The 19,262-nt window shown below is 67.9% G+C and carries 13 protein-coding genes; 5 read left to right on the forward strand and 8 right to left on the reverse strand.

Features of this window, described 5'->3' with window-relative positions:
- The first annotated feature begins 66 nt into the window (after nt 1–66).
- Nucleotides 67–1,677, forward strand: a complete 1,611-nt coding sequence (locus tag DX03_RS04470) for a SulP family inorganic anion transporter (protein WP_038686668.1) — start codon at nt 67–69, stop codon at nt 1,675–1,677.
- Between the two features lie 80 nt (nt 1,678–1,757).
- Here the strand turns inward: DX03_RS04470 and DX03_RS04475 are convergent, their stop codons facing one another.
- Entirely contained in the window at nt 1,758–2,468 is a 711-nt protein-coding gene (locus DX03_RS04475) for a glutathione S-transferase (protein ID WP_038691898.1), read from the reverse strand.
- A 210-nt stretch (nt 2,469–2,678) separates the two neighbouring features.
- On the opposite strand from DX03_RS04475, the gene DX03_RS04480 reads away from it, so the two are divergent.
- Nucleotides 2,679–3,512, forward strand: coding sequence for a DUF3014 domain-containing protein (locus tag DX03_RS04480; RefSeq protein WP_038686669.1), 834 nt, complete (start codon nt 2,679–2,681; stop codon nt 3,510–3,512).
- 9 nt (nt 3,513–3,521) lie between these two features.
- Here the strand turns inward: DX03_RS04480 and DX03_RS04485 are convergent, their stop codons facing one another.
- From DX03_RS04485 to DX03_RS04500, 5 genes are all read right to left on the reverse strand, one after another.
- On the reverse strand, nt 3,522–4,535 hold the full coding sequence (locus DX03_RS04485) for a cytochrome-c peroxidase (RefSeq protein WP_081797310.1): 1,014 nt from the start codon (nt 4,533–4,535) through the stop codon (nt 3,522–3,524).
- 152 nt (nt 4,536–4,687) lie between these two features.
- A complete protein-coding gene (locus DX03_RS21080; protein ID WP_185753458.1) occupies nt 4,688–5,242 on the reverse strand; it encodes a hypothetical protein in 555 nt (184 codons plus the stop codon).
- Nucleotides 5,239–7,479, reverse strand: a complete 2,241-nt coding sequence (locus DX03_RS04490; protein WP_185753459.1) for a TonB-dependent receptor — start codon at nt 7,477–7,479, stop codon at nt 5,239–5,241. The genes DX03_RS21080 and DX03_RS04490 overlap by 4 nt, the downstream gene beginning before the upstream one ends.
- A gap of 57 nt (nt 7,480–7,536) precedes the next feature.
- On the reverse strand, nt 7,537–8,514 hold the full coding sequence (locus DX03_RS04495) for a FecR domain-containing protein (RefSeq protein WP_038686671.1): 978 nt from the start codon (nt 8,512–8,514) through the stop codon (nt 7,537–7,539).
- Nucleotides 8,504–8,998 (reverse strand): sigma-70 family RNA polymerase sigma factor, encoded by a 495-nt coding sequence (locus DX03_RS04500; RefSeq protein ID WP_038686673.1) that lies wholly within the window; start codon nt 8,996–8,998, stop codon nt 8,504–8,506. The genes DX03_RS04495 and DX03_RS04500 overlap by 11 nt, the downstream gene beginning before the upstream one ends.
- 183 nt (nt 8,999–9,181) lie before the next feature.
- On the opposite strand from DX03_RS04500, the gene clpB reads away from it, so the two are divergent.
- The 3 genes from clpB to DX03_RS04515 all read left to right on the forward strand — a co-directional run bounded on the left by clpB (nt 9,182) and on the right by DX03_RS04515 (nt 14,306).
- On the forward strand, nt 9,182–11,767 hold the full coding sequence (clpB, locus tag DX03_RS04505) for an ATP-dependent chaperone ClpB (RefSeq protein ID WP_038686675.1): 2,586 nt from the start codon (nt 9,182–9,184) through the stop codon (nt 11,765–11,767).
- A 119-nt stretch (nt 11,768–11,886) separates the two neighbouring features.
- Entirely contained in the window at nt 11,887–13,182 is a 1,296-nt protein-coding gene (locus DX03_RS04510) for an O-acetylhomoserine aminocarboxypropyltransferase/cysteine synthase family protein (protein WP_038686677.1), read from the forward strand.
- Nucleotides 13,183–13,424: 242 nt separating this feature from the next.
- Nucleotides 13,425–14,306: an AraC family transcriptional regulator gene (locus tag DX03_RS04515; RefSeq protein ID WP_102100604.1), complete on the forward strand. Its 882-nt coding sequence runs from the start codon at nt 13,425–13,427 to the stop codon at nt 14,304–14,306.
- 290 nt (nt 14,307–14,596) lie between these two features.
- Here DX03_RS04515 and ybaL read toward each other — a convergent pair whose 3' ends face one another.
- Nucleotides 14,597–16,297: a YbaL family putative K(+) efflux transporter gene (gene ybaL / locus DX03_RS04520; RefSeq protein WP_038686682.1), complete on the reverse strand. Its 1,701-nt coding sequence runs from the start codon at nt 16,295–16,297 to the stop codon at nt 14,597–14,599.
- A 272-nt stretch (nt 16,298–16,569) separates the two neighbouring features.
- Entirely contained in the window at nt 16,570–18,963 is a 2,394-nt protein-coding gene (locus DX03_RS04525) for a TonB-dependent receptor plug domain-containing protein (RefSeq protein ID WP_038686684.1), read from the reverse strand.
- Between the last annotated feature and the right edge of the window lie 299 nt (nt 18,964–19,262).

Here is a 19,262-nt window from a genome sequence, read left to right on the forward strand (position 1 = left end):
TGCGCCTGTTACTGGCGGCGGTGAGGCCCTACCATCGGCTACCCCCTCCCCACGGCAGTGCCGCGCATGTCCGCCCCCGCTCCCGTCCGCTCCGGACCCCTCCGCTGGTTCGTTGCCGGCGATTTCAATGGTTTCTTTGGCTTGGTGGTCGACAACCTGTCGATCCTGGGCTTCATCGCGATGGCGCTGGTCGGCATCTTCCAGTTCCCGGCCGACGTGGTGTTCGGCCGCATGTTCCCCGGCACCGCCTTTGGCGTGCTGGTCGGCAACGTGCTCTATACGTGGATGGCGCGGCGGCTGGCCACGCGTACCGGCCGTGACGATGTCACCGCGATGCCGCTCGGCCTGGACGCGCCCACCAGCATCGGCATGGCGCTGCTGGTGCTGGGTCCGGCCTTCATCGCCTTCAAGGCGCAGGGCCTGGCGCCGCACGACGCGGCGATTGCCACCTGGCAGCTGGGCATGGCCTCGCTGGTGATCATGGGCGTGCTGAAGGTGATCCTGTCCTTCTTCGGCGAAGCGGTCACCCGCGCGCTGCCGCGCGCCTCGCTGCTGGGCTCCATCGCCGGCATCGCCATCGTGCTGATGGGCTTCCTGCCGCTGCTGGAAACCCTGCGCTCGCCGGTCGTCGGCTTCGTCACCCTGGGCCTGCTGCTGTACGTGCTGATCGCCAAGCGCAAGCTGCCGGTCCGCGCGCCGGGCGTGCTGGTCGCTTTCGTGTTCGGCACCGCCCTGTACTACGGGCTGGGGCTGGCCGGGCTGGGTGCGCCGGGCTTCCACGTACCGGCCTGGACGCCGCCGCAGGTGGTGCTGCCGTGGCCCACGCTGGGCTTCATCGACGGCCTGCCCACGGCCATGACCTACCTGCCGCTGCTGCTGCCGTTCGGCCTGCTGATGGTGGTGGGTGGCATCAATGTGTCCGAGAGCGCGCGCGCGGCCGGCGACGATTACCGCACCCGCGACATCCTGCTGGTGGAAGCGGTGGCCACGCTGGTGGCCGGGCTGTGCGGTGGCGTGGCGCAGACCACCCCCTACATCGGCCAGCCGGCCTACAAGCACATGGGCGCGCGCAGCGGCTACACGCTGCTGACCGGCCTGTTCGTCGGTATCGGCGGCATCCTCGGGGTGATCTCCGGGCTGGTGCAGTGGCTGCCGCTGGCGGTGCTGGCGCCGATCATCGTGTACGTGGCCATCGACATCACCACCCAGGCCTTCCAGGCCACCCCGCGCGAACATGCCGGGGCGATGGTGCTGGGCTTCCTGCCTTCGGTGGCCTATCTGCTGGCGATCAAGGCACCGGGCTGGATCGCGCCGGAGCAGCTGGCGGCGATGACCACCACGCTGGACGGGCACGGCCTGCCGGAACTGGCGGTGATCTTCACCCTGGGCAACGGCTTCATCATCACCTCGATGCTGTGGATTGCCGCGGTGGTGGCGATGATCGACGGCAGGTTGCTGCGCTCGTCCGGGTTCCTGCTGGTGGCGGCGGCGTTGACCCTGTTCGGGCTGATCCACTCGGTGGACCCGCGCGGCGGCATCTACCTGCCCTGGCAGCTGGAGGGGTTGCCGAAGCTCATCATGTGGCAGTTCGCCGGGGCCTACGTGGCACTGGCCGGGTTGCTGGCGCTGCTGTCGCTGCAGAAGCAGCCGCGCGTGGATCACGACCAACGGTCGTGATCTACCGATCACTACCCGGTAGGCACCGACCGTTGGTCGGTGCGGAATCGCAGCAGGGTAATCACGGCCAACGGTCGTGATTACCGGTCGCCGTCCAGTTCCGGGTAATGGCGGAAGATGCCGTTGGTGTTGAACGCCAGCCGGCGGTCGGATGCCAGGTAGGCGGCGATGTTCGGTCGCCGTTCCACCCGGTCCTTGAGCGCGCGCAGCAACGGCACGGTGGGCCACAGCGCCTGCATGCGCCGCGGGAACATGTAGTCCAGCCCGCTCAGCAGCTGGAACAGCGACAGGTCCACGTAGGAATGCTCGCGCAGCGGATGGCGCTCGCCGTTGTCCTTCAGCACGCCTTCGAAGTAGCCCAGGAATTTCGGCAGCCGCTCGGCACGCATTGCCTCGGCGCGTGCCTTGGCTTCGCGCTTCTGGTCTTCGTAGTACGTCGATGCGGAGATCGGGTGGTGGGTGTCGTGCACTTCGGCGACCAGGTCGGCGATGGTCAGCTGCAGCTGCAGGGCCTGCTGCCGGCGTGAGGCGGCCTCCGGCACCAGGCCGAGCTCCGGCGCAAGGTAGTCGAGGATCGCGCCCACCTGGGCCACTACCTGCCTGCCACTCTTCAAAAAGGGCGGGGCGAACGGGCGCAGGCCGTCTTCCTTGCCCTGCAGGAACGGCTGCATCACCGCGTCGCCATGCACGCGCGCCATGTCGGTGTAAGCCGCGCCGGCATCTTCCAGCGCAAGCCGGATGAACTCGCCACGGCCCTGGATGCCGGTCCAGTAGTAAAGCTCGTAATGCATCACGGTGCTCCACAAGAACAGTGCACAGCATCGGCGTGCCCATGCAAAGCGGGCGTGAGCGTGTGGTGGTTCACGTGGCAGCGGTTCATCGCGCCTGCGGGATGATGCGGTGACAACGCGCGCGCTGCGGTCATGCAGGTGCGCGGGGAACCCCGTCCGATGGCGGGGGTCATACGGTGTCCAGGCACGTGAAGCGCGAGGTACGGCAACATGCAGAAGAGCGGAAAGGCGATCTGGCCGTGGGTGTTGGGTATGGTGGTCATCGGCGGTGCGGGAACGTGCTTGTTCAGCGACACCCTGCGCGGTCTTGTTGATGACATACAGGTGCCGGTGCAGGCGCCGGCAGTACAACAGGGCGCGGCTACGAAGATACCGCCCGTTCCTGCATCACCTGCGGCGCCGGCGCCGGCTCCCATCCAGCATCCGGTCGATCCCCGTGATGCGGCTGATCCGGCACTGCCCACGTTGGCCGACAGCGACGGCCCGGTATTCGAGACACTGAGCGCGCTGTTCAATGGCGACGGCGCACTGGCACTGCTGCTACGCGATCATCTGGTCCAGCGCGTGGTCACCCATATCGACAACCTCGACAAGCCCAGCGTGCCAACGCCCGCGATGGCGGTGCGTGCGCTGCCCGGCAGCCTGCAGGTCGAGACGATGGATGGCACCGTGTACATCGCCAAGGCCAATGCCGAGCGCTACGCCCCCTACGTGAAGGCGTTTACTGCATTGGATGCGGGCGCAGCGGGTAAGGCCTATGTGCGCGTCTACCCGTTGCTGCAGCAGGCGTATGCCGAACTGGGCCAGCCCAACGCCTACTTCAATGACCGGTTGGTGGCGGTGATCGACCATCTGCTGCAGACACCGGAGCCGCCGCGTCCGTTGGCGGTGACGCGCGATGAGCGCGGCCGCTATCGCTTTGTCGATCCTGCGTTGCAGTCACGCTCGGTGGGGCAGAAGCTGCTGCTGCGCATGGATGCCGCGCAGGCGCACGCAGTAAAGCAGCAGCTGCGGGCGATCCGCGCGGCCATCAGCCGCGGCTGATCGCACGCGCTACAGGGCGCGCAGGAACGCTTCCAGGTCCTGCAGCTCCTGGCGGCTGAGTCCGCGCGGGCGCAGCAGCGGGTCCGGTTGCGGGAAGGGCGACGCGTCGGCAGCAGCCCCTGCCGGCGCGCGCGGCTTGCCACCGCCCACGTTGTAGAACGCCAGCACGCCGTCCAGTCGCGGCAACAGACCGTTGTGCATGTAAGGCGCGGTGTTGGCCACGCCGCGCAACGAGGGCGTGCGGAAGCGGCCGCTGTCGGCCGGGTGTCCGGTCACCTCATAGCGGCCCAGGTCCTGGCGCGCGCGACCGTGGAAATGCAGGCCCAGGTTGTGGAAGCCGTTGTCGGTCAACGCGGGACCGCTGTGGCAGTTCATGCAGCCGGCGCGGGTGCGGAACAGGTGCAGTCCGCGCAGCTGCGCATCGTCCAGGGCGCTGGACTGGCCACCGAGAAAGCGGTCGAAACGGTTGCGGGAGGGGGCCAGGCTGCGCTCGAACGCGGCGATGGCCTGGGCCAGCTGGCGGGTATCCACGCGGTCGTCGCCGAACACCGCGGCAAACGCCGTGCGGTAGTCGGCATCGGCGCGCACGCGCGTAGCCGCATCCTCGGCATGGAAGGCCATTTCCTTCGGGTCGGCGATCGGCTCCAGCGCTTGGTCTTCCAGCGTGGCTGTGCGACCGTCCCAGAACAGCGTGTGCGCGTAAGCGGCCATCGCCACGCTGGGGGCATTGCGGCGGCCGGGCTGGCGGTCGTGGCCGAACGACACGCGCCGACCATCAGCGAAACCGAGGTCGCGTTCGTGGCAGCTCGCGCAGGCGATCTGGCCCGAGCGCGACAGACGTGGGTCGTTGAACAGGCGCTGGCCCAGGGCGACTTTGGCCGGCGTGGACGGATTGTCGCGCGGTTGCGGTGGTGGCCCGAGCGGGGCCAGTTCCTGCCAGGCCACGCCGGGGTCGATGTGCGGCGCCGGCCACTGCGCGGCGGGTTGGGTGTAGCGATAGCGCAGGCACACGGCGCTGGGCATCGGCGTGTCTGGCAGCGTCGGCCCGCAGCTGGCCGGCGGCGCCTGCAGTCTGTCGCGCTGGGCGCCCGCCGGCAGCACGCACAGCAACAGAGCGCTGGCTGCCAGACGGCGCAGCCAGCGGTGCAGGACGCTCGATCGGGCGGTTGTCGCACTCAGAACCGGTAACCCACCTCAACCCAGAACGAACGGCCCATCTCGTAGTACGGCACCGACACCGGGCCGTTGGATACGCCGTTCACGTTGCTGGCATCGAGCAGGTTGAACACATCCACGTTGCTGAAGACCGTGCCACGCGTACCCACCGGCAGTTCCCAGGCCAGGCGCAGGTCCCAGGTGAGGGCGGGGCTGAAGCTGCGTTCCTCCCAGATGTCCACCGACTGGCCTTCGTACACGGTGTTGAGGTTGGTGTCGGCCACGGCGCTGAAGGCGGCGCGGTAGCGCAGGAAGTTGCTCACCGTCAGGTGGGCGGCGGGAATGCGCGTCATCGTGGTCAGGCGCGCGGTCCACGGGCGGTTGAAGTTGTCCGCCGGGCGGTCGCGGTAGCGCATGAAGTCACCCTGGTAGCGGATGATCGGGTCGAGGTAGTACATGCGCCCGTCTTCATTCTCGTAATCCGGGGCGGAGGCGCGGCTGTCGGTCCAGTCCAGGGCGAGCATGCCGGTGGTGTAGGTGTTGCCCCAGCGCAGGGCGCGCAGCGGTTTGATCACCAGGCTGTAGATGTCGGTGCGGCTGCGGCCGTCGTTGGTCCAGGTGGTGTAGCTGTTGGACAGGGTGGGGTCGTCGGCCGGCGCGCCGAGGTCACGGCGGGCACCTGGATCACCTGGTCGCGCCCGGTGCGGTTGACGTACTTGAACAGCACGTCGAAACCGCCCCACTGCTGCTGCGCACCCAGCATCCATTCGTCGTCGTAGGCCACCTTCAGTTCGTTGAAGCGCACCTGGTTGGTGGCCTGGGTGCCCTGCGTCCATTCGGCGTCAAGGCTGCTGCGCCGCTCGCTGTTGTAGCGCAGGCGGTTGACGCCATCGCGCAGCTGCCAGGTAGCCGCGTTGCGACCGTAATAGCGGTTGGCGCCGGCCAGCAGGCGGGTGTTGCCGGCATCGTGCAACTGGTAGGCGGCGGCCAGGCGCGGGGCTACGGTGGTCTGGTCCATGTAGCTGTCCGCGTCGACACGCAGGCCCGGACGCAGTTGCAGCGCGCCGATCTGGATGTCGTCTTCCAGATAGGCGGCGCCGCTGTCCACGTTGAAGCCGATGCGACCGGCGGCAAAGCGGGTGCGCTGGCTGAAGTACTGGCCCGGCCACCCGGTGGTGCGGGCCGCGCCGGTGTCGGTGAGGCCCAGCGAGCAGGTGGCGGTGTCGGTGACACCGGCGCGGTTGGTGCAGGTGTCGGTGCGTACCGGCACCACATAGGAGCTTGCGTCCTCCAGGCGCTCGAAGGACACGCGCTCGTGCGCCACCTGCAGGCCGGCCGACAGCCGATGGGTCATGCCCAGCCATTGAAACGCATCGGCGTTGGCATCCACCTTGTACTGCAGCCGCGAACTCTGCTGCTCGATGCTGCCGTACTCGCCCTGCGTCGACGACGCCGTGGTGCCCCACGGTTTGGAGGCCGAGTGCAGCCAGGTATAGAAGTCGTTGGCGTCGGCCTGCCGCGACTGCTCGGTGTCGCTCCAGCTCAGCTGGTGCTGCAGGCTGCCCCAGTTGGCCTGCCAGTTTGCCTTTACCTGCGCCTGCAGACCGCCGCTGTCGATGTCCAACGCGCCGTCGGCGCTGTTGGAGCGGAAGTAGTGATTTTCACTGGGCGCGTAGGTCACGCTCGCGTCCAGGTCGAGCTGGTCGCTGGCCTCCCAGACGGCCTTGACGAAGACGTTGTCGCTGGCGCGACGCTGGGTTTCCTTCTGCGCGCCGTAGGTATCGACCAGGTGCGAGGAATAGAAATAGCTGGGAATGGTGGAGCGCTTGCGGGTCACGCTGGCCAGCAGGCCGACGGTGTCGGTGACGTAGCCTTCCAGGGTGGCGCGGGTGATTTCCTTCTTGAACTCCGGCTGGCCATCGTTGTAGCTGGAGGCCTTGTTGTAGCTGTCGGCGATGTCACCGTTGAGGTGGTAGCGCGTCCATTCCGAACGGGCCATCTGGGTGGACACGCTGCCGGACAGCGTGCGGCTCGGGCGGCGCGTAGTCGCATCGACCACGCCGCCATTGAAGCCGCCATAGGCCGCCGAGATGTTGCTGTCGAGCACCGTGATGTCCTCCAGCAGGTGGGTGTCCAGCGCCAGGGCCTGCGCGCCGCCGGGGACGCTGTCCAGCCGGTAGGGCGAAGCGTCGGCGGCCGGGTCGATGTCGTTGTTGAAGCTCACGCCATCCACCAGGAACGCGTTCTGGTAGAACTTGGCACCGTTGATGCTGATCTCGGCGGGGCTGATCTCACCCGGATTGAAACTGCCCAGCTGCGCGTTGTCGAACTGCACCGCCGGGTTGATCTTCAACAGGCTGGTGATGTCGCCATTGCCGGCCGGTTGGGCCTGCACGTAATCCTGGCCGAGCGTCATGCCTTCGCCGAACAGGGACGCGCCCGTGCTGCCCACCCTCAGCGCGGGCATGGTGCCGCCTCGGCTGGTCTGGGCGGGCTGTTCCAGGGTGTAGCTGCCATCGTCGCGCCGCACGGCGCGTAGTCCGGTGCCGGCCAGCAATGCCGCCAGGCCGTCTTCCAGCGGCAGGTTGGCCGGCACGGAGGGCGCGCGCCGCCCGGCGGTCAGCGCCGGATCGAACGCAAGTGCGACGCCGTGCTGGCTGGCGAAGGTGGACAGCGCCCGGCCCAGGGGCACCACGCGTTGCAGGGCGGGGGAGGTGGACGGCGCATCGGCGGCAGCGGCGTGCAGCATGGGCGTGGACAGCACGGCCAGCGACAGGGCGCTCAGGGTCAGCAGGCGGGAAGATCGGGTCATGGTGGGGGTCTGGAATGCAGGGGTTCTCTGTGTTGCCCCGTGAGATCGAAAAAAGTGTCAGCGTGCCGCCACCAGCACCCACCAGCCGCCCGGGCTGCGCTGCACGCGCACGGGGTACGTTGCCTCCAGCAGGGCCAGGCTGCGGTCGCTGTCGTCCAGTGGAAAGGCGCCGGACACCGGCAGCAGCGCTACCTGCGGGTCGCAGCGCAGCACGCCGCGGCGGTGGCGGGCGAGTTCGGCCACCACCTCTCCCAACGGCCGGGCGTCGACCACCAGCATGCCCTCGACCCACGCGCTGGCGCTGTCATCCAGTGCGGCGACGGCATGCCCGCCGGCGGCATCGAACCAGGCCTGCTCACCGACGTGCAGTCGCCACGCGTCGCTGCCACCTGCGCGGATTTCGAGGCTGCCCGCATACAGGGACAGCTGGGTGCGCTGGTCATCGTGTCGGACGTTGAAGCGCGTGCCCAGGGCGCGTATCTGCCCGTGCGCGGTGACCACCTGGAAGGGGCGCGCGGGCGACTGCCGATCCGGCGCGGTTTCCACCAGGATCTGGCCGCGTACCAGTTGCAGTTGGCGCTGCAGCGGATCGAACTGCACCTGCAACTGGGTGTCGGTGTCCAGGTGCACGGTGCTGCCATCGGGAAGGATCCGCAGACGCCGCTGGCCGACCGCGGTACGTTCGCGCTGCCCGGGTGCGCCGGGAACGGCCAGCTGCCAGCCGGCCCAGCCGGCCGGAACCAGGGTCAGCCACAGGCCGATGCGCTTGATCGCCGCACGGCGGCCGCCGGCGCCGCCGCGCGAACGGCCCAGCACCGGCAGCGCCCAACCGGAGGGCACCTGCGCCACCAGCGCCTGCAACCGCTGCGCACGCTGCCACGCGCGCGCATGGTCGGGGTGCTCTGCGCACCACTGCGCGCAGGCAGCGCGGGTGCGGGTGCTGTCGTCGTCGTGCAGCCGTAGCAGCCACTCGGCGGCCTGCTCCAGCACGGCCGCCGGTAGAGCCGGGTCGGCCGCGGCCGGATCAGCCGGCATGCGCAAGGCATCCCACCAACGCCCGCTTCATGTGCCGCTTCACGGTACTCAGCGACAGCTGCAGGCGCTGCGCGATGGCCTCGTAGCGCAGGCCCTCGAACTGGGCCAGCAGGAACACCTGGCGGGCCGCGGCGGGCAGGGCGTCGAGCATCGCGTCGATCTGTTGCAGCGCTTCGCGCACCAGCGCCTGGTCCTCCAGCGATGGGACCCATGCGTCGGGCAGGGATGCCAGCTGCTCCAGATACGCCCGCTCCAGCGCCTGCCGCCGGAACCAGTTGGCCGCCAGCCCGCGCGCCACCGTGGTCAGGAAGGCGCGCGGCTCGCGCAGGGCCGACAGGTCGCGGTCCTGCAGCAGACGCGCGAAGGTGTCCTGGGTGAGATCGGCGGCGGTTTCCCGGCAGCCCACGCGACCGCCCAGCCAGCCCTGCAGCCAGCGGCGATGGTCCCGGTACAGGGCGCCGACGATCTCGCGTTGTGGGTGCATGGGAATCGCCCGGAAGGCCAGGCACGGCAATGCCGGTCACTGGATAAGAATGAGAATGATTCGCAAGTATGGCAATACGGAGGCTGTATTGCCAGCGCGGATTGTCTTGAATCACTGCGCGACAACCGCATATCCGTTACATCTGCCAGCCACGCTGGCCATGACATGAAAGAGGAATTCCCCATGCGGATGGACAAGCTCACCTCGCGTTTCCAGCAGGCGCTGGCAGACGCCCAGTCGCTGGCCGTGGGCCGCGACCACAACATCATCGAACCGGTGCACGTCTTCACCGCGCTGCTGGACCAGCAGGGCGGCAGCACGCGCCCGCTGCTGTCCCAGGCCGGGGTCAACGTGCCGGTGCTGCGCGAGCGCCTCAACGAGGCGATGGATGCGCTGCCCAAGGTGTCCGGGCAGGAAGGCAACCTGTCGATCGGCAATGACCTCAACCGGTTGCTCAACAACACCGACAAGCTGGCCCAGCAGCACGGCGATGCCTTCATCGCCAGCGAGTGGTTCGTGCTGGCGGCGCTGGACGACGGCGGCACGCTGGGCATGGCGCTGCGCGCCGCCGGTGCCGACAAGACCCGCATTGACGCGGCGATCGACAAGATCCGCGGTGGCGAAAGCGTGCAGTCGGAGAATGCCGAAGACCAGCGCCAGGCGCTGGAAAAGTACACCATCGACCTGACCGCGCGTGCCGAGAGCGGCAAGCTGGACCCGGTGATCGGGCGCGACGAGGAAATCCGCCGCACCATCCAGGTGCTGCAGCGCCGGACCAAGAACAACCCGGTGCTGATCGGCGAACCCGGCGTGGGCAAGACCGCGATCGTGGAAGGCCTGGCCCAGCGCATCATCAACGACGAAGTGCCCGAAGGCCTGCGCGGCAAGCGCGTGCTGTCGCTGGACATGGGCGCGCTGATTGCCGGTGCCAAGTTCCGCGGTGAATTCGAAGAACGCCTCAAGGGCGTGCTCAACGACCTGGCCAAGAGCGAAGGGCAGGTGATCCTGTTCATCGACGAGCTGCACACCATGGTCGGTGCGGGCAAGGCCGATGGCGCGATGGATGCCGGCAACATGCTCAAGCCGGCGCTTGCGCGCGGTGAGCTGCATTGCGTGGGCGCCACCACGCTGGACGAGTACCGCAAGTACATCGAGAAGGACGCCGCGCTGGAGCGCCGCTTCCAGAAGGTGCTGGTGGGCGAGCCCAGCGTGGAAGACACCATCGCCATCCTGCGCGGGCTGAAGGAAAAGTACGCCGTGCACCATGGCGTGGAAATCACCGACCCGGCGATCGTGGCGGCCGCCACGCTGTCGCACCGCTACATCGCCGACCGCCAGCTGCCCGACAAGGCCATCGACCTGATGGACGAGGCCGCCTCGCGCATCCGCATGGAGATCGATTCCAAGCCCGAAGAGCTGGACCGCCTGGAGCGGCGCCTGATCCAGCTGAAGATCCAGCGCGAAATGCTCAAGAAGGAAAAGGACGAGGCCTCGCGCCAGCGTCTGGCCGACCTGGAAAGTGACATCGACGCGCTGGAGCGCGAGTTCTCCGACCTCAATGAAATCTGGAAGTCGGAGAAGGCCACGCTGCAGGGGGCCACGAAGATCAAGGAGCAGATCGAGCACGCCAAGCTGGAACTGGAGTCTGCCCAGCGCCGCCAGGATTTCGGCCGCATGAGCGAGATCCAGTACGGCCAGTTGCCGCAGCTGGAAAAGCAGCTGGCCGCGGCGCAGGAAGTGGAGACCACCGAGTTCAAGCTGGTGCAGGACCGGGTCACCGCCGAGGAAATCGCCGAAGTGGTGTCGCGCTGGACCGGCATTCCGGTCAACCGGATGCTGGAAGGCGAGCGCGACAAGCTGCTGCGCATGGAGCAGATGCTGCATGAGCGCGTAGTGGGCCAGGAGGAGGCGATCAAGGTCGTGTCCGACGCGGTGCGGCGTTCGCGTGCCGGCTTGTCCGATCCGGATCGCCCCAGCGGTTCGTTCCTGTTCCTCGGGCCGACCGGCGTGGGCAAGACCGAGCTGTGCAAGGCGCTGGCCGAGTTCCTGTTCGACAGCACCGACGCGATGATCCGCATCGACATGAGCGAGTTCATGGAGAAGCACAGCGTTGCGCGCCTGATCGGTGCACCGCCGGGGTATGTGGGCTACGAAGAAGGCGGCTACCTCACCGAGGCCGTGCGTCGCCGTCCGTATTCGCTGATCCTGCTGGATGAGGTGGAGAAGGCGCACCCGGATGTGTTCAACATCCTGTTGCAGGTGCTTGACGACGGCCGCCTCACCGACGGCCAAGGCCGCACGGTGGACTTCCGCAATACGGTCATCGTGATGACCTCCAACCTGGGCTCGCACCAGATCCAGGACATGAGTGGCGACGACACGCCGGAGGCCTACACGCAGATGAAGGCCGCGGTGATGGGCGTGGTGCAGGCGCACTTCCGCCCGGAGTTCATCAACCGGCTGGACGACATCGTGGTGTTCCATCCGCTGGACAAGGTGCAGATCAAGCAGATCGCCCGCATCCAGATGCAGGGCCTGGAGAAGCGCCTGAGCGAACGCGGGCTGCGCATCGAGGTCAGCGACGACGCCTTCCAGCTGCTGGGCAACGTCGGCTTCGATCCGGTCTACGGGGCGCGGCCGCTCAAGCGCGCGATCCAGTCGCAGCTGGAAAACCCGCTGGCGCAGAAGATCCTGTCCGGCGAGTTCGCCAGTGGCGAGGTGATCCAGGTCGATGCGGCCGAGGGCAAGCTGGTCTTCAACAAGGGCTGAGGCCCGTCCTTGGCCTGCTGATAACCGTTCGTGCTCAGGCCATGCTGCATGACCATCAACCCCCGCTCCGGCGGGGGTTTTTTGTTCGGTATCGTCGGCATTCAACCGGAGGAGGCGCGATGTCTGAGCACGGCAGTCCCGAATGGAAAGCGGAAACCATCGCCGTGCACGGCGGCTACAAACCCGACCCGACGACGCGCGCGGTGGCGGTGCCGATCTACCAGACCGTGGCCTATGCCTTCGATGACACCCAGCACGGTGCGGACCTGTTCGACCTGAAGGTGCCGGGCAACATCTACACCCGCATCATGAATCCCACCACCGACGTGCTGGAGCAGCGCATCGCCGCGCTCGAAGGCGGTATCGGCGCGCTGGCGCTGGCCTCCGGGCAGGCGGCCATCACCTACGCGATCCAGACCATCGCCGAAGCCGGCGACAACATCGTCTCCTCCAGTGCGCTGTATGGCGGCACCTACAACCTGTTCGCGCATACCCTGCCGCAGTTCGGCATCCAGACCCGGTTTGCCGACTACAACGACCCCGAGGCGTTCGCGGCCCTGATCGACGATCGCACCAAGGCCGTCTTCGTCGAATCGATCGGCAACCCGCGCGGCAACATCACCGATATCGAAGCGGTGGCGAAGATCGCCCACGCGCACGGCGTACCGGTGATCGTGGACAACACCGTGGCCACCCCTTATCTGCAGCGCTCGTTCGACTTCGGCGCGGACATCGTGGTGCACTCGCTGACCAAGTATCTCGGCGGCCACGGCACCAGCCTGGGCGGCGCCATCGTCGATTCGGGCCGCTTCCCATGGGCCGAGCACAAGCAGCGCTTCCGCCGGCTCAACGAGCCGGACGTGAGCTACCACGGCGTGGTCTACACCGAGGCGCTGGGTCCGGCCGCGTACATCGGCCGCGCACGCGTGGTGCCCCTGCGCAACACCGGCGCGGCGATCTCGCCATTCAACTCCTTCCTGATCCTGCAGGGCATCGAGACCCTGGCGCTGCGCCTGGACCGGATCAACGCCAATGCACTGGCGGTGGCCACGTTCCTGCGCGACCACGCCAAGGTGGACTGGGTGAACTATGCCGCGCTGCCGGACCACCCCGAGCATGCGCTGGTGCAGAAGTACCTGCGCGGCCACGGCTCGGGCGTGCTCACCTTCGGCCTGCCCGGCGGCCGCGCCGCCGGCGCGCGCTTCCTGGATGCGTTGCAGTTGTTCACCCGGCTCGTGAACCTGGGCGATGCGAAGTCGCTGGCGACCCATCCGGCCTCGACCACCCACCGGCAGCTGGATGCGGCCGAACTGGAAAAGGCCGGGGTCAGCGAGGACACCGTGCGGCTGTCGATCGGCATCGAACATATCGACGACCTGCTGGCCGACCTGCAGCAGGCGTTGGCGAAGGCGTAGAGGTGGGGCCCACGGCGGCCGGTGCGGGCCGGCCGCCGTGGGGTTTTTGACGTCCCCGAAGGTGCGTTGTCGGACCGGGGCGCGTGCTGGCCACGCGGGGGCGGCGGCGCGGGCTAGACTGGTTGCGCGTGTCGACCAACGCTCGGCACCGATGATGACGGGTCCTGAAACTGCGCAAGATCGGCCACGCGCCGTGGCGGGCACCGACGCATGCTGGACGTCACCCCGACACGGAGCCCGTCATGAGCCGCATTGCCCAGCTACGCCAGCGCCACGGCATCGACCGTGTGATCGCCCACCTGCAGCAGTGCCTGCGTAGCGGCCAGCCCTTGCCCGATCTGGATGCGCTGGCCGCCATTGCGCACCAGTCGCCGTTCCATTTTCATCGCCTGTACCGTGCGCTGACCGGCGAAACCCCGGGGCGCACCGTGGCCCGTCTTCGCCTGCTGCGCGCGCTGCAGTTGCTGGCCCACGCCGACAGCCGGGTGACCGAGGTGGCGCTGGAGGTGGGCTTTGAAAGCCCGCAGGCATTGGCCCGGGCCTGCCGACAGGCCGTGGATGCCACGCCCAGCGCGCTGCGCGAGGATGCGGCGCTGCGCGCGCACTGGCAGCAACGGCTGTCGCTGCCGGCCGGTGACGGCAACGACGACACGCCCCCGCTGCAGGTGCAGGTGACCGCGCTGGAGCCGTTCGACGTGGTGGTATTGCGCACGCGCGGCGCCTTCGACGACCTCGACCAGGCGTTCGGGCAGGTGTATGCCTGGGCCGCGGAACAGGGCTTGGCCGAGCACCTGCAGGCGCTGGTGGGCATCGCGCTGAACGACCATCGCGATGTGCCGGCCGATGCGTGCGAGTTCGAGTGCGGCATGGGCTTTGGCCGCGCCTTGGCCGATATCCCCGCGCCGTTGCGCGCGCTGACCCTGGGCGGTGGTGAATACGCCGTGCTGCGCCATGTGGGCAGCTACGCCGGGTTGGAAGCGGCCACCGACGCCCTGCTGCGCCAGTGGCTGCCCGACAGCGGGCGCGCACTGCGCGACGCGCCGCTGTACTACCACTACCTGGACGATCCCGAAGACGTGCCCGAGGCGATCCTGCGCGCGGACATCTGCGTGCCGGTGCGCTGACCAGACACAAGGCCGGTACGCGCGGCCGGAATGAAAAGCAGCCACCCATGGGGTGGCTCTACCGGGGGGCGTTGACGGGGTGATGCGTGGCGCATCGGTGCGGCGGTACGTGGCGCATCGGTGCGGTGGTACGTGGCGCATCGGTGCGGTGGTACGTGGCGCATCGGTGCGGTGGTACGTGGCGCATCGATGTGGCGGTGTCTGGTGTATCGGCGCGCCGGGGGTAGAGCCACCCCATGGGTGGCTGCACGCGATGCCAAACCCCAGCCGGCATCCCGCATGGCAGGGCGTTACACCACCGGGATGCTGTGCTTGCCCATGGTGCGGTACGGCGGGGTGGCCATGACCATCTCGGCCAGCGAATAGGCCAGTTCGCGCTCGGCCATCACCGTGCCGTCGGCGCCGTGCTCCAGCAGGTGCTTCACTTCGGCGTCGCTGTGCGCGCGGGCCAGCAGGGTCAGGCCCGGGTTGAGGGCGCGCAGCTTGGCCAGGGTTTCACCGGCTTCCAGCGGCTGCGGGATCGCCAGCACCGCGATCTTCGCGCGCTCGGGGTGGGCTTCGGCCAGCACCTTGTCCGAGGCGGCGCTGCCGCGGATGCCGGGCAGGCCGGCCGCGTGGGCTTCGGCCACGTGTTCCTTGTTGTCGTCGATCACCAGCACCGGCACGCCGCGGTCACGCAGCACCTGGGCCAGCGCACTGCCCACGCGGCCGTAGCCGATCACGATGGCATGGTCGTGCAGGTCCAGCGACGGGCCCGGCGGCAAATCGATTTCAACTGCGGTCGGCGTGGTCTCCTGGTGCTTGAGCAACCAGCGGTCGAGCAGGCCGAACACCACCGGGTTGAGCATGATCGAGATCAGCGCGCCGGCCAGCACCAGCGCCTGGCCGGTGGGCGGCAGGATCTTCAGGGTCACGCCGAGCCCGGCGATGATGAAGGCGAACTCACCGATCTGCGCCAGGCTGGCCGAGATGGTCAGCGCGGTGCCGGTCGGGTGGCCGAACGCGCGCACGATCACGAACGCGGCGGCGGACTTGCCGAACATGATGATCGCCGCGGTGGCCAGCACCTGCCACGGGTGTTCGATCAGGATGGCCGGGTTGAACAACATGCCCACCGAGACGAAGAACAGCACCGCGAACGCATCGCGCAGCGGCAGCGAGTCGTTGGCGGCCTTGTGGCTCAACTCCGATTCGTTGAGCAGCATGCCGGCGAAGAACGCGCCCAGCGCGAAGGACACGCCGAACAGCATCGCCGAGCCGAACGCCACGCCCAGCGCGATGGCCAGCACCGCCAGGGTGAACAGCTCGCGCGAGCCGGTGCCGGCGATGCGCTCCAGGATCCACGGAATCACCCGGCGGCCGACCACCAGCATCACCGCCACGAACAGCCCCAGCTGCACGAACGTCCAGCCGATGCTGGCCAGCACGCTGCCGAGGGTGTGGGTTTCACTGGCCGAGTCCGGCCCGAACACACCGGCCAGGACCGGCATCATCACCAGTGCCAGGACGCAGGCCAGGTCCTCGACGATCAGCCAGCCCACCGCGATCTTGCCGCGCTGGGTTTCCAGCAGGCGGCGTTCTTCCATCGCGCGCAGCAGCACCACGGTACTGGCGGTGGCCAACGCGAAGCCGAACACCACGCCATGGATGACCGGCCAGCCCATCAGGGCCGCCAACCCCCAGCCGAGCAGGGTGGCCACCAGGATCTGCCCGATCGCGCCGGGAATGGCGATCGCCTTGACCGCCATCAGGTCTTTCAGCGAGAAATGCAGGCCCACCCCGAACATCAGCAGCATCACGCCGATCTCGGCCAGCTGGTTGGCCAGTGCCTGGTCGGCGACGAAGCCGGGGGTGAACGGTCCTACGCAGATGCCCGCAACCAGATAACCGACCAGGGGAGACAAACGCAGCTTGTTGGCCAGCGCGCCGAAGATGAAGGCGAGCCCAAGGCCAACGGCAACGATGTTGATCAGGTCGGTGTCATGGTGCATCGGGGCTCGCAGAAATAGGGGATGTCCCGATTTTCACCGATGCGGTGGTATCGAGCAAACATCAGCGACCGCAATGCTGCTATGTCCCCGTGGTCAGGTGATGTGCTGTCCGGGACAGACGCGCATGACAGGCATGAATGCGCGGAATCGCCCGAAAAACGCACATGCCCCGGCGGACCGGGGCATGGGGCGGGTAGTGCCGGCCGCTGGCCGGCAACCACGCGACGCCTGCGGTTTCATGGGGTTGCCGGCCGGCGGCCGGCACTCCCCTGTTACCACTTGTACGTAATGCGGCCGTACACGTAGGCGCCATTGAACCCGTACGGCGAGTAGTTGCTGTACGGCAGCATGCCCCAGGTGGAGTTCTGCAGGTCCACGGTGCGGTCGGGGTACTCGTCCAGCAGGTTGTCCGCGCCCAGGGTGAGGGCCCAGTTCTCGCTGGGCTTGTAGCTCACCGAGGCATCCAGCACCCACGAACCGTCGTAGGTCTGGTCACGCAGCGCGGTGGCCGAGTTGCGCACGGTGAAGCTGCCGTAGCGCGTGGCCGCCAGGTTCAGGTCCCAATGGTCGCTGCGCCAGGTACCGCTCAGGATGGTCTTGTTGCGCGGGTAGCTGTCTTCGATGCGGCCAATCTCGTCGCGGCCGATCAGCGGCTGGGTGATGCCCAGCGTGCCGAACACCGGCGGCGAGGCGATGAACTGCTTCACCTCGGTGTCGTTGTAGCTGTAGGCCGCGGTCAGTTCCAGCGTGCTGGCGCTGAACGGGATCGAGTAGCTGGACACCGCATCGATGCCGCGGGTGCGGGTATCCACGCCGTTGGTGAAGTACGAGAACGCGGTAACACCGGGCAGCCCCAACCCGGCCAGCAGCGAATTGGCGGCGGCATTGGTGGTGATGTTGGTTGACAGCACGATGCGGTCGTCGATGTCGATCTGGTACGCATCCACCGTCAGGTACAGGCGATCGATCGGCTGCAGCACCAGGCCCACGCTGTAGGAGGTGGAGCTTTCGGCCTTCAGCGGGCTGGCACCCAGCGCCTGGGCGGCGGCACTGGTGGTGGGGAAGGTGCCGCGCTCGACGAAGGCACCGTTGATGATCGTGCTGGTGACCGCCTGGTAGCTCTGCTGGGCCAGCGACGGAGCGCGGAAGCCGGACGAGGCGGTGGCGCGCAGCGCGATCTTGTCGGTGAACGCATAGCGTGCCGACAGCTTGCCGGAGAACTTGTCGCCGAAGTCCGAGTAGTCCTCGTAGCGGCCGGTCACGCCCGCCGAGAACTTGTCGGTGAGGTCGGCTTCCAGCCCGGCATACACCGCGTAGTTGTGGCGGTCGGCGTCCACCGCGTTGAGCGGGGTGAAGCCGCCGAAGCCCTGCGCGCCGCTGCCGAAGTACGCGTTGGCTTCACCGGCCGACTGCTCCCAGTTCTCGCGGCGGTACTCACCGCCGAAGGACAGCGTGACCGGGTAGGCCAGGCCCCAGTCCAGCGACTTGGTCAGGTCGGCGTTGAAGATGTCCTGGGTGTACTTCAGCGCACCGTCGTAGAACGAGCGCGGGCTGGGCAGGCCGAGGCTGTAGTTGATGCTGTTGCGGGTATGGAAATCGATGGTGTTCTCGCCGTGGTTGGCGCTCACATCCCAGGTCCAGCCGCTGTCGGTGTTGCCCTTGACCCCGGCCACCAGCGAGCGGTCCTTGGAGTACTGGTTGATCTGCGGCACGAAGCCGTCCGGGTAGGTCTGCGCCAGCAACGGGCCCTGGCCGCTGTTGGTGCGCGAGCGGTAGAACGCGAACGAGGTGATGTCGCGGTTGCTGGCCATCGCCGTGGCGTAGGCCGACACGTGGTCGCTGAACTGGAAGCTGGCGTTGACCGAGGCGGCGGTGGCGTCCACCCGCGGATCGCCGACCACGAAGGTGGTCTGGCCGATGTCAGGGAAGTTGCCGGTGTTCGGCGTGGTGCCCTGGTAGGGGCCGGCACGGTTGCTCTCGTCCTGCTGCAGGATCTGTCCGGCCACGTGCACGCTGCCGCGGCCGTCGGCGAAGCCGATCCCGGCATCGCCGGAGAGCTGGTACTTGTTGCCGTCACCGGCCGAGTACTGGCCCGCGTCCACGGCCAGGCTGCCCCCGGCGGACGAGCCCTTCAGCACGATGTTGACCACGCCGGCGATCGCGTCCGAGCCGTACTGGGCCGAGGCGCCATCGCGCAGCACTTCCACCCGTTCGATCGCCGAGATCGGGATCGCGTTGATGTCCACGGCCGAGGAGCCCCGGCCGATGCTGCCATTGACGTTGATCTGCGCCGAGGTATGCCGGCGCTTGCCGTTGACCAGCACCAGCACCTGATCCGGCGACAGCCCGCGCAGCTGCGCCGGGCGGATGCCGCTGGTGCCGTCGGTGAGGGCCGGGCGCGGGAAGTTCAGCGAGGGCAGGGCCCGCGACAGCGCGGTGGCCAGCTCGGTGGTGCCGGTGGACTGCAGTGCCTCGGGGGTGATGATGTCGATCGGCGACTGCGACTCGGCCACGGTGCGGTCGGCGACCCGGGTGCCGGTGACGATGATGGTGTCCAGCGTGTTGGCGGCGGTGCGCGCAGGGGTGTCCTGGGCGCTGGCGGCGAAGCTGGAGACACCGAGCACGACAGCTACGGCGGCGGCGAGCGTACTGGTCTTGCGGTTCATCAGGGCGTGGCTCCGGTAGGGACGATGCGGCACCGGAACGACATCTCGACGGAAGGAAGCGGGTCGGCGAAGGCGGGTGTTGCGGTGCGCAATAAAGGAATTAACGGGATATTCATCGCTTGTCAAATAACCGCCATATCTACAAAAAACGTTGCAGAAGCAACCATTTACGTGAAATGGCGGGCCCGACATCAGGGTCCCGGGGAAGCGCAGGCAGGGTCGTGGGAGAGAGGAACGAGGCCTGCTGCGCATCCCGGGGCGCGTCAAGTATTCGTTAACGTTAGAATTACGTCGCAGGA

This window comes from Stenotrophomonas rhizophila (assembly GCF_000661955.1).
In the GTDB taxonomy this organism is placed as follows: Bacteria; Pseudomonadota; Gammaproteobacteria; order Xanthomonadales; family Xanthomonadaceae; genus Stenotrophomonas; species Stenotrophomonas rhizophila.